Raw genomic sequence first — 9,444 nt, 5'->3', positions numbered from 1 at the left:
CACCACAGTCCTTTTGCGGGGAAGCGAGCCTCGTGTTTGAGCTGTTCGGGCGGTACGGCGGCGCAGCCGACGTGCCGAGCGGACTGCGAGTCAGGCGAGCGCGCAAAAGGGCGAGGAGCGCAGGGAACCCCGCGCAGCGGGGCAAGTCGTCGGGGTGCCCTTTCTTTTGGTTACTTTTCTTTGGGCAAGCAAAGAAAAGTAACCCGCTCGGCAAGGGCGGAAGAAAGGCAAAGGAACAAACAACAGAAAGGAGGATAACGGCTGTTGGGGTTCGCTGCGCTCACCCCAACCTGCGTTATCTAGGAACAGCGCTCCGAACCAGGAGATTGCTTCGTTTCGCTCGCAATGACGAAGAAACGCTGCGGCCGCAATGATAAAACCAGGTTACAACTTCATCCCATCAAAAAACTTCTTCACCCCATCCAGCCACGAATGTGCCTGCGGATTGTGGGTGCTGCCACCCTGCTCCATGGTCGCGTGGAATTCCTGCAGCAGTTCCTTCTGGCGTGCACTCAGATTGACGGGAGTCTCGACCATGATGCGGCACAGCAGATCGCCGACGGGACCGCCGCGTACGGGCTTGACGCCCTTGCCACGCAGGCGGAACAGCTTGCCGGTCTGTGACTCGGGCGGAATCTTCAGCATCACCTTGCCGTTCAGGGTCGGCACTTCCATCTCACCGCCGAGCGCGGCGGTGACGATGCTGATGGGGACGTCGCAATAGAGGTTGTTGTCGTCGCGTTTGAAGATCGGATGGTCCTTGACGCGCACCTGCACATACAGATCACCCGGGGGCCCGCCATTCTCGCCGGCCTCGCCCTCGCCCGCCAGGCGGATGCGGTCGCCGGTGTCGACTCCGGCCGGCACCTTCACCGACAGGGTCTTGCTCTCGCGCACGCGGCCGTGACCGTGACAGGTGCCGCAGGGGTCGTTGATCATCGTACCGCTGCCGTGACAGCGTGGGCAGGTCTGCTGCACCGAGAAAAAGCCCTGTTGCATGCGCACCTGACCGTGGCCGCCGCAGGTGGTGCAGGTCTCGGGTTTGCTGCCGGGCTTGGCACCGCTGCCGCTGCAGGTGGTGCACTGCACCAGGGTCGGCACGCGGATCTTGACCGTGGTACCGGCGACCGCGTCATCCAGGCTGAGATCGAGGTTGTAGCGCAGGTCGGCACCACGGTAGACGCGTTGTCCACCACCGCGACCGCCGCCCCCACCACCAAAGATGTCGCCGAACACGTCGCCGAAAATGTCCGCGAAACTGGCACCGCCAGCCCCGAAACCTGCGCCGCCGGGACCCCCACCGCCCATCGAGGGATCGACGCCGGCGTGGCCGAACTGATCGTAGGCTGCCCGCTTGCGGGCATCGGTGAGGACGTCGTAGGCCTCTTTGGCCTCCTTGAATTTTTCCTCGGATTCCTTGTTGTCCGGATTGCGATCCGGATGATGTTTTTGTGCCAGACGCCGGAAGGCCTTCTTGAGCTCGGCCTCGCTGACGTTCTTCTCGACGCCGAGGACTTCGTAATAGTCGCGTTTCATGAATTCCAGGTGCTAGGTTCTAGGTTCTAGGGACGAGGGTAATCGTGGCTACCGTGTCTGGTTATCTCGCCGGTTACAATAACGGCGCCCGCCATGCCAACGCATGTCGGGCGCCGATCTCAAGATTTGTGCAGATCCAAGCGCCAGGGTCAAGGTATACACCTCCCGGCCCTGACACCTGGAACCTGGTTACTTATTTTCCTTAACTTCCTCGAACTCGGCGTCCACGACATCATCGCCGGCCGCCTCACTCTGCTGCTCCGCACCCTCGGGCGCTGCCTGACCGGCCTCGGCCTGCTGCTGATAGACACGCTGGGCCAGCTTGCCGGAGAGTTCGGCGAGGGCGGCGGTCTTGGCCGCGATCGCGTCCTTGTCGTCGCCCTTGAGTGCGTCCTGCAGCTCCGTGATTGCGGCCTCGATAGCCGACTTCTCGTCGGCCTCGACCTTGTCGCCGAGATCCTTGAGCGACTTGTTGGTCGCGTGGATCATACCCTCGGCCTGGTTGCGTGCATCGACCAGTTCGTGGAACTTGCGGTCCTCGTCGGCGTGCAGCTCGGCATCCTTCACCATGCGCTGGACTTCGTCGTCCGACAGGCCCGAGGAGGCCTTGATCTGGATCGACTGCTCCTTGCCGGTGGCCTTGTCCTTGGCGGACACGTGCAGGATACCGTTGGCGTCGATGTCGAAGGCGACCTCGACCTGTGGTACGCCGCGTGGGGCCGGCGGGATGTCGGAGAGATCGAAGCGACCCAGCGACTTGTTGGCCGCGGCCTGCTCGCGCTCGCCCTGCAGCACGTGCACGGTCACGGCGGTCTGATTATCGTCGGCCGTGGAGAACACCTGCTGTGCCTTGGTCGGGATGGTGGTGTTCTTCTCGATCAGCTTGGTCATGACACCCCCCAGGGTCTCGATGCCCAGGCTGAGCGGGGTCACGTCGAGCAGCAGCACGTCCTTGACCTGACCGCCGAGCACACCACCCTGGATGGCAGCACCGACGGCGACCGCCTCGTCCGGGTTGACGTCCTTGCGCGGTTCCTTGCCGAAGAAGCCCTGTACCGCCTCCTGCACCTTGGGCATGCGGATCTGACCGCCGACCAGGATCACGTCGTCGATCTCAGAGACCTTCAGACCGGCATCCTTGAGCGCCACCTTGCACGGCTCGATGGTGCGGGCGATGAGGTCTTCGACCAGCGTCTCCAGCTTGGCGCGGGTCAGCTTCAGGTTCAGGTGCTTCGGACCGGTCGCATCGGCCGTGATGTACGGCAGGTTGACATCGGTCTGCTGGCTGGTGGACAGCTCGATCTTGGCCTTCTCGGCGGACTCCTTGAGGCGCTGCATGGCCAGCGGGTCACCCCGCAGGTCGATGCCCTGCTCCTTTTTGAAGGTGTCGGCCAGGTGGTCGATGATGCGCTTGTCGAAGTCCTCACCACCGAGGAAGGTGTCGCCGTTGGTGGACAGCACCTCGAACTGATGTTCGCCATCGACGTCGGCGATCTCGATGATGGAGATATCGAAGGTGCCGCCACCCAGGTCATACACGGCGATCTTCACGTCGCCGCGCTTCTTGTCCATGCCGTAGGCGAGTGCCGCCGCGGTCGGCTCGTTGATGATGCGCTTGACCTCGAGACCGGCGATCCTGCCGGCGTCCTTGGTCGCCTGGCGCTGCGAATCATTGAAGTAGGCCGGCACAGTGATGACGGCCTCGGTGACCGGCTCGCCCAGGTAATCCTCGGCGGTCTTCTTCATCTTCATGAGTACGCGCGCGGAGACCTCCGGCGCGGCCATCTTCTTGCCCTGCGCCTCGACCCAGGCGTCGCCGTTGCCGGCCTTGACGATCTTGTAGGGGACCAGCTTGATGTCCTTCTGGACGACGTCCTCCTCGAAGCGGCGGCCGATGAGGCGCTTGACCGCGTACAGGGTGTTGGCCGGGTTGGTCACGGCCTGGCGCTTGGCGGACTGCCCGACCAGCACCTCGTTGTCGTCGGTGAAGGCGACGATCGACGGCGTGGTGCGGTCACCCTCGCTGTTCTCGATCACGCGCGGCTTGCCACCCTCCATGACCGCCACGCAGGAGTTGGTGGTACCCAGGTCAATGCCGATGATCTTTGCCATGCCAGTCTCTCCAAAAAGTATTTAAGTATCTGAATTTTTTACAGTGGACGATACTCGCCCGAATATGCCTTGCTACATGGAGGCGCCTGGGCGCCAATTCAAGCCCGGGCGTCGACGCGCGGCGCGTCCTCCGGTGGTCGCTTGGATACGATCACCATGGCCGGCCGGATCAGACGATCGTTGAGCAGATAACCCTTCTGCACCACCGTAACGACGGTGTTGGCCTCGACATCGGTGCGCTCCTGCAGGGACATGGCCTCGTGGAACTGCGGATCGAAGCGCTCCCCCTGGGGGTTCACCTCGACAATGCAGAACTTCTCCATGACCGAGGCGAGCATCTTCAGGGTCAGCTCACTGCCTTCCTTGAGCCTGGCCGGGTCGATGGCCTGGCCCTCCGCGGCGGCGATGCCCATCTCCAGACTGTCCTTCACCGGCAGCAGCTCGACGGCGAACCGGTCGAGCGCGTATTTGTGGGCATTCTCCAGATCGCGCTGGTGGCGCTTGCGGAGATTGTCGATCTCGGCCTGCAGACGCAGGTACTGGTTCCAGTGGTCGTCCGCCTTGGCGCGGGCATCCTCCAGGAGCACATGCAACTCGGTCTCACCGGCACCGCCGGGGCCAGTCTCTTCGAGGCTGTCTTGCAGTTCGGGACGCTGCTCATCGACCATTACTACTCTCCGTTTATCAGTAGATTAGCTCAACTTATTCATATAAAAGGATAGCTCTGCCCATCCAGCCTGCCAGGGCCGGTGGCGGCTCGATGTCCTCGACATGGGGGCTATTCCAGGGGATTCAAGGCCGCGCCCAGCAGGCGCGCGGTGGTATCGACGATGGGGATGACACGATCGTAGGCCATGCGGGTCGGGCCGATGACGCCCAGCACCCCTACCACCCGGCCCTCGACCGCGTAGGGCGAGGTCACGACACTGCACTCGTCCAGCACGTTGTAGCCGGATTCTTCGCCGATGAAGATCTGCACACCCTGAGCATCCACGCACTTGTCGAGCAGGTGCAGGATCTCGCGCTTCTGATTGAAGGCATCGAACAGGTGCCGCAGTTTCTCGACCTCGCGCAACTCGCGGAAGTCCATGAGATTGGTCTGACCGGCCACGACCACGCCTTCCTGTTCCTGCAGGTCGGTATCGAACACCCGTTGGGCCATGTCGACGGCCGCCTGCATCATGCGATTCATGTCCTCGCGGGTGCGTTGCATGTCGGCGATGATGCGGGCGCGCACGGCGGTGAAGTCCTGGCCACCGAACTGTTCGTTCAGGTAATTGGTCGCGGCCTCGAACTCGGACGCGGTATAGTCGCGGTCGACGTGGATGATACGATTCTGCACCTCACGCTCGTTGATCACCATGATGACCAGCACCCGCCGATCGGACAGCGGCAGGAAATCGATACGTCGCAACGCCGCCTGTTTGCGCCTGGGCAGGGTGACCACACCGGCCAGGTGGGTGATACCGGAGAGCAGATCGGAGGCCCGGGCGACAAGCGCGCTGCGCTCGAGATCGTACTGGAAACTGGCACGCAGGCGCTGCAGTTCGCGGCCCTCCAGCGGCTGCACCGTCAGCAGGGTGTCGACGAAGAAACGGTAGCCCTGGACCGTCGGCATGCGCCCGGCCGACGTATGCGGGGCCTTCACGAAGCCCAGGTCCTCCAGGTCCGCCATGACGTTGCGGATGGTTGCCGGACTCAGGTCCATGCCGGCATCACGGGCCAGCGTACGGGAGCCGACCGGCTCACCGTCGCGGATATAACGCTCGATCAACACCCTCAGCAGGTGCTGGGCGCGTTCGTTCAACGGGGTCGAGGTCGGGTGCGTCGCCATGGCCATCTATATATCAATGTTCCGAAGCTGCAGCCGGCGGAACCCGGCGGAATCTGGCACTCCAGCGGTACGAGTGCCAAGCTGCACGCTAACAACTGAGTCTGGGAGTGTCAAGCTGCCAGCGCTTGTAAACCTGAGAACGCACACCTGAAAAAATTGCGCCTCTTTAACAGGTTCCGGAAGCTTTGTATTGTCCGGCCTGAGTTTTTCATGCTAGGGTCAGCGGTCGATGGCAGCCACCTTCAGACATATCGGGATCATTGGCAAGCACGGGGCACCTACCGTGGGCGACACCCTGACGCGCCTGATCACCTACCTCCACGGCCGCGACCTGGCCATCAGCCTGGACGTCAGTGCGGCAGACCAATCTCCCGGCACGGACCTCCCCATCCTCGAGCGCGATGAACTGGCCGCGCAGTGCGACCTGGCGATCGTGATCGGTGGCGACGGAACCCTCCTCAACGCCGGCCGTAGTCTGACCGACGCCGACGTCCCGCTGGTCGGCATCAATCTCGGCCGCCTCGGCTTCCTGGCCGACGTCTCGCCGGACAGCATGACCGAACAGCTCGGTCATATCCTCGACGGCAACTACGCCACCGAGGAGCGCTCCCTGCTGCACGCCACCATCTGGCGCGGCGAGCGCGAACTCGACAGCAGCGACGCCTTGAACGACGTGGTGGTGCACAAGCGCGACGTGGCACGCATGATCGAGCTCGAGGTGCACATCGACGGCCGCCTGCTCAGCAGCCAGCGCGCCGACGGTCTGATCGTCGCCACCCCGACCGGTTCCACCGCCTACGCCCTGTCCGGCGGTGGCCCCATCCTGCACCCCGCCATGGATGCCATGGTGCTGGTCCCGATCTGCCCGCACAGCCTCAACAACCGCCCCATCGTAATCGACGAGGCGAGTGAGATCTGCATCGCGGTCCACACCGGCGGCGGCTACACCCAGGGACAGATCACCTGCGATGGTCAGGTCAACGTCCCCCTGTCGCCGGGCGACCGGGTCCGCATCCGACGCAAGGAGAAGCGCCTGCGCCTGATCCACCCACCGGGCTACGACTACTTCGAGATCCTGCGCCGCAAATTCCACTGGGGCAGCAGCAGCTAGGGTGTTCGGGATTCGGGGGTCGGGATTCGGGATTCGGGGGTCGGGATCATCTTGCGGCATAGCATGGTTCGGATACACTGCCCCGAATCCCGAATCCCAGATCCCGAATCCCGGATCCCAACAGCCGAATCCCGAATCCCGACCCCCAACCCTCGAATGCTCTCCCACATCCACATCCGCGATTTCGCTATCGTCGACGAACTGGAACTGGAACTCGCGTCCGGCATGACGGTGCTGAGCGGCGAGACCGGTGCCGGCAAATCCATCCTGGTCGACGCGCTCGGACTGGCGTTGGGCGACCGCGCCGGCGCCGAAGTCATCCGTCACGAGGCCGCGCGCGCCGAGATCACCGCGACCTTCCGCATCGACGCCCTGCCGGTGCTGCGGGCTTGGCTGACGTCCCATGATCTCGATGCCGACGACGACTGCCACGACTGCCAGCTGCGGCGTGTCATCGGCCGCGAGGGTCGCTCGCGCGCCTACATCAACGGCCGCCCCGTGCCGGTGCAACTGCTCAAGGAGATCGGCGAACTGCTGGCCGATATCCACGGCCAGCACGAACACCAGTCGCTGCTGCGCCGCGAGGTGCAGCGGGAACTGCTGGACGCCTGTGCCGGGCACGGCGACGACCTGACGGCGCTCGCCGCCATCTACCGCGACCACAAGGCCCGCAGCGACGAACTGGAACAGCTGCACGGTGCCGCCCAGGACCGCGGCGCGCGCAGCGAGCTGTTGCGTTTCCACCTCCAGGAGCTGGAGGCGCTCGACCTCGAGCCCGATGAGCTGCCGCGACTGCATGAGGAACACGGCCGCCTGGCCAACGCCGGGCGCCTGCTGGAAGCCTGCCAGCGTGCCGTGGCCGCGCTCTACGAGGACGAGGTCTCGGCCACCGGCCTGCTCGGCCACGCCCACACGGAACTGAGCGAGCTGCTGCACTTCGACCCCGCACTGCAGCCGGTCTGCGCGCTGCTCGACAGCGCGCTCATCCAGGCGCGCGAGGCCAGTGACGAGCTGCGCGACTACACCGACCGCGTGGACCTCGACCCCGGTCGACTGGACTGGCTGGACCGGCGTCTGGCGGCGCTCCAGCAGGTCGCGCGCAAGCACCGCGTCAAACCCGAAGAGCTGCCCGACCGGCTCGAGCGCAGCCGCGCCGAACTCGCCCGGCTCGAGCATGCCGACGAACACTTCGAGACGCTGGAACACGATATCGCCCGCCTGGCCGCGGCCTTCGAGACGCTGGCACTGCAGGTTCGCGCCCGCCGCCGCCAGGCGGCCGAAGAACTCGGCCGGAACATCACCGCCGCCATGCACGAACTGGGCATGTCCGGCGGACGCTTCGAGGTCGCGCTGGCGCCGCTGCCGAGCGGCGAACTCACCCGCCATGGCCTGGACCGCATCGAGTTCCATGTCAGCACCAATCCCGGCCAGCCACCGGCACCACTGTCCAAGGTCGCCTCGGGCGGCGAGCTGTCGCGCATCAGTCTCGCCATCCAGGTGATCGCCACCCATGGCAGCGATATCCCGACGCTGGTGTTCGACGAGGTGGACAGCGGTGTCGGTGGCGGTATCGCCGAGGTGGTCGGCCGGCAGCTGCGCACGCTGGGCGGGCGCCGCCAGGTGTTGTGCGTCACCCACCTGCCACAGGTCGCCGCGCAGGCGCACCAGCACTGTCAGGTGCAGAAGCTCACCGCCGCCGGGACCACCCGCACCCGTATCCGCCGTCTGAGCGATGCGGAACGCGTGGATGAGATCGCCCGCATGCTGGGCGGCCTGGAAGTGACCACGCAGACGCGCGCGCATGCCAAGGAGATGATCCAGCGGGCACAGCGGCCCGCCCCCGAACGGAAGCGGCGCGGTTCTCGCACTTAGCGCGCGGCGGCCTCCTTGCGGCAGGTCGCACAGATACCGTAGATGTACAGGCTGTGATCGGTGATCTCATAGCCGGCGTTCTCCGCGATGACGCGCTGCCGCTGTTCGATGACCTCATCCATGAATTCATCGACCCGCCCGCATTTCACGCAGACGATGTGATCGTGGTGCGTACCCTCGTTGAGTTCGAACACCGAGTGCCCGCCCTCGAAGTGATGTCGGCTGACCAGATCCGCCGACTCGAACTGGGTGAGGACGCGGTACACCGTCGCCAGACCGATGTCCTCGCCCTCCTCGAGCAGCGCCTTGTAGATGTCCTCGGCACTCATATGTCGGTCCCGGGAGTGGCTCGCGAGGATCTCCAGGATCTTCATCCGGGGCAGCGTAACCTTCAGGCCGGCCTTGCGTAACTCGTGTGAATCCATGATCTTGTCTCCACCTTGCAGCGTGTAATCGCACCGCGGCTGGGGTATCATGCCGACCCATTCGGCGCAGCCCGCTAAGGCTCGATATATATGCAAAAGCTTCTCATTCCTGCCCTGGTGTTGGCAAGTCTGCTGGTGACGGGATGCACCTCGGTGGAGCGCATCCCCTTCATCCACCGCATCGACGTACAACAGGGCAACGTCATCACCCAGCAGATGGTCGATCAGCTGAAGCCGGGCATGTCCAAACGCCAGGCGCGCTTCACCCTCGGTTCGCCACTGCTCGTCGACACCTTCCATCAGGACCGCTGGGACTTTCTCTATCGAATGGAGCCTGGCAAGGGCGAGATCGAGCAGCAGCGTGTCACCTTATACTTCAAGGACGATCAGCTCGTGCGCATCGATGGCGACTATCGCCCGCACCCGCAACCCGAACTCGCCGCCGCCGGCCCGGAATCGACCACGGTCGTCGTCCCGCCGCAAAAGCGCAAGGCACGCGGCATCCTCACCCGCATGTGGAACTGGATGGGCTTCGGCGAGGACGAGATTTAGGG

8 protein-coding genes are annotated in these 9,444 nt (G+C 64.3%); 3 read left to right on the top strand and 5 right to left on the bottom strand.

Going from position 1 to position 9,444, the window contains the following annotated elements; all coding sequences use genetic code 11:
- Positions 1-384: 384 nt before the first annotated feature.
- The 4 genes from dnaJ to hrcA all read right to left on the bottom strand — a co-directional run bounded on the left by dnaJ (position 385) and on the right by hrcA (position 5,482).
- On the bottom strand, positions 385-1,536 hold the full coding sequence (gene dnaJ, locus K8I04_00715; protein MBZ0070244.1) for a molecular chaperone DnaJ: 1,152 nt from the start codon (positions 1,534-1,536) through the stop codon (positions 385-387).
- Between the two features lie 189 nt (positions 1,537-1,725).
- The gene (dnaK, locus tag K8I04_00710; protein ID MBZ0070243.1) at positions 1,726-3,648 is read right to left on the bottom strand and encodes a molecular chaperone DnaK; all 1,923 of its coding nucleotides are present in this window, start codon (positions 3,646-3,648) and stop codon (positions 1,726-1,728) included.
- A gap of 98 nt (positions 3,649-3,746) precedes the next feature.
- The gene (gene grpE / locus K8I04_00705; protein ID MBZ0070242.1) at positions 3,747-4,316 is read right to left on the bottom strand and encodes a nucleotide exchange factor GrpE; all 570 of its coding nucleotides are present in this window, start codon (positions 4,314-4,316) and stop codon (positions 3,747-3,749) included.
- A gap of 110 nt (positions 4,317-4,426) precedes the next feature.
- Complete coding sequence (gene hrcA, locus K8I04_00700) at positions 4,427-5,482, bottom strand: heat-inducible transcriptional repressor HrcA (protein ID MBZ0070241.1); 1,056 nt, start codon at positions 5,480-5,482, stop codon at positions 4,427-4,429.
- Positions 5,483-5,711: 229 nt separating this feature from the next.
- Here hrcA and K8I04_00695 point away from each other — a divergent pair, with 229 nt between their 5' ends.
- Both K8I04_00695 and recN read left to right on the top strand, forming a co-directional pair.
- A complete protein-coding gene (locus K8I04_00695; GenBank protein MBZ0070240.1) occupies positions 5,712-6,593 on the top strand; it encodes an NAD(+) kinase in 882 nt (293 codons plus the stop codon).
- A 156-nt stretch (positions 6,594-6,749) separates the two neighbouring features.
- Positions 6,750-8,465 carry a DNA repair protein RecN gene (gene recN / locus K8I04_00690; protein ID MBZ0070239.1) on the top strand — a complete coding sequence of 572 codons (1,716 nt, stop codon included), beginning with the start codon at positions 6,750-6,752 and terminating at the stop codon, positions 8,463-8,465.
- Here the strand turns inward: recN and fur are convergent.
- A complete protein-coding gene (fur, locus tag K8I04_00685) occupies positions 8,462-8,890 on the bottom strand; it encodes a ferric iron uptake transcriptional regulator (protein ID MBZ0070238.1) in 429 nt (142 codons plus the stop codon). The genes recN and fur overlap by 4 nt on opposite strands.
- 90 nt (positions 8,891-8,980) lie before the next feature.
- Between fur and bamE the strand changes: the two genes are divergently transcribed.
- The gene (gene bamE / locus K8I04_00680) at positions 8,981-9,442 is read left to right on the top strand and encodes an outer membrane protein assembly factor BamE (GenBank protein MBZ0070237.1); all 462 of its coding nucleotides are present in this window, start codon (positions 8,981-8,983) and stop codon (positions 9,440-9,442) included.
- Positions 9,443-9,444: the final 2 nt, after the last annotated feature.

The organism is Gammaproteobacteria bacterium, assembly GCA_019911805.1.
Classification (GTDB): domain Bacteria; phylum Pseudomonadota; class Gammaproteobacteria; order Thiohalobacterales; family Thiohalobacteraceae; genus JAHJQQ01.
This window is presented reverse-complemented; position numbering and strand designations above follow the sequence as displayed.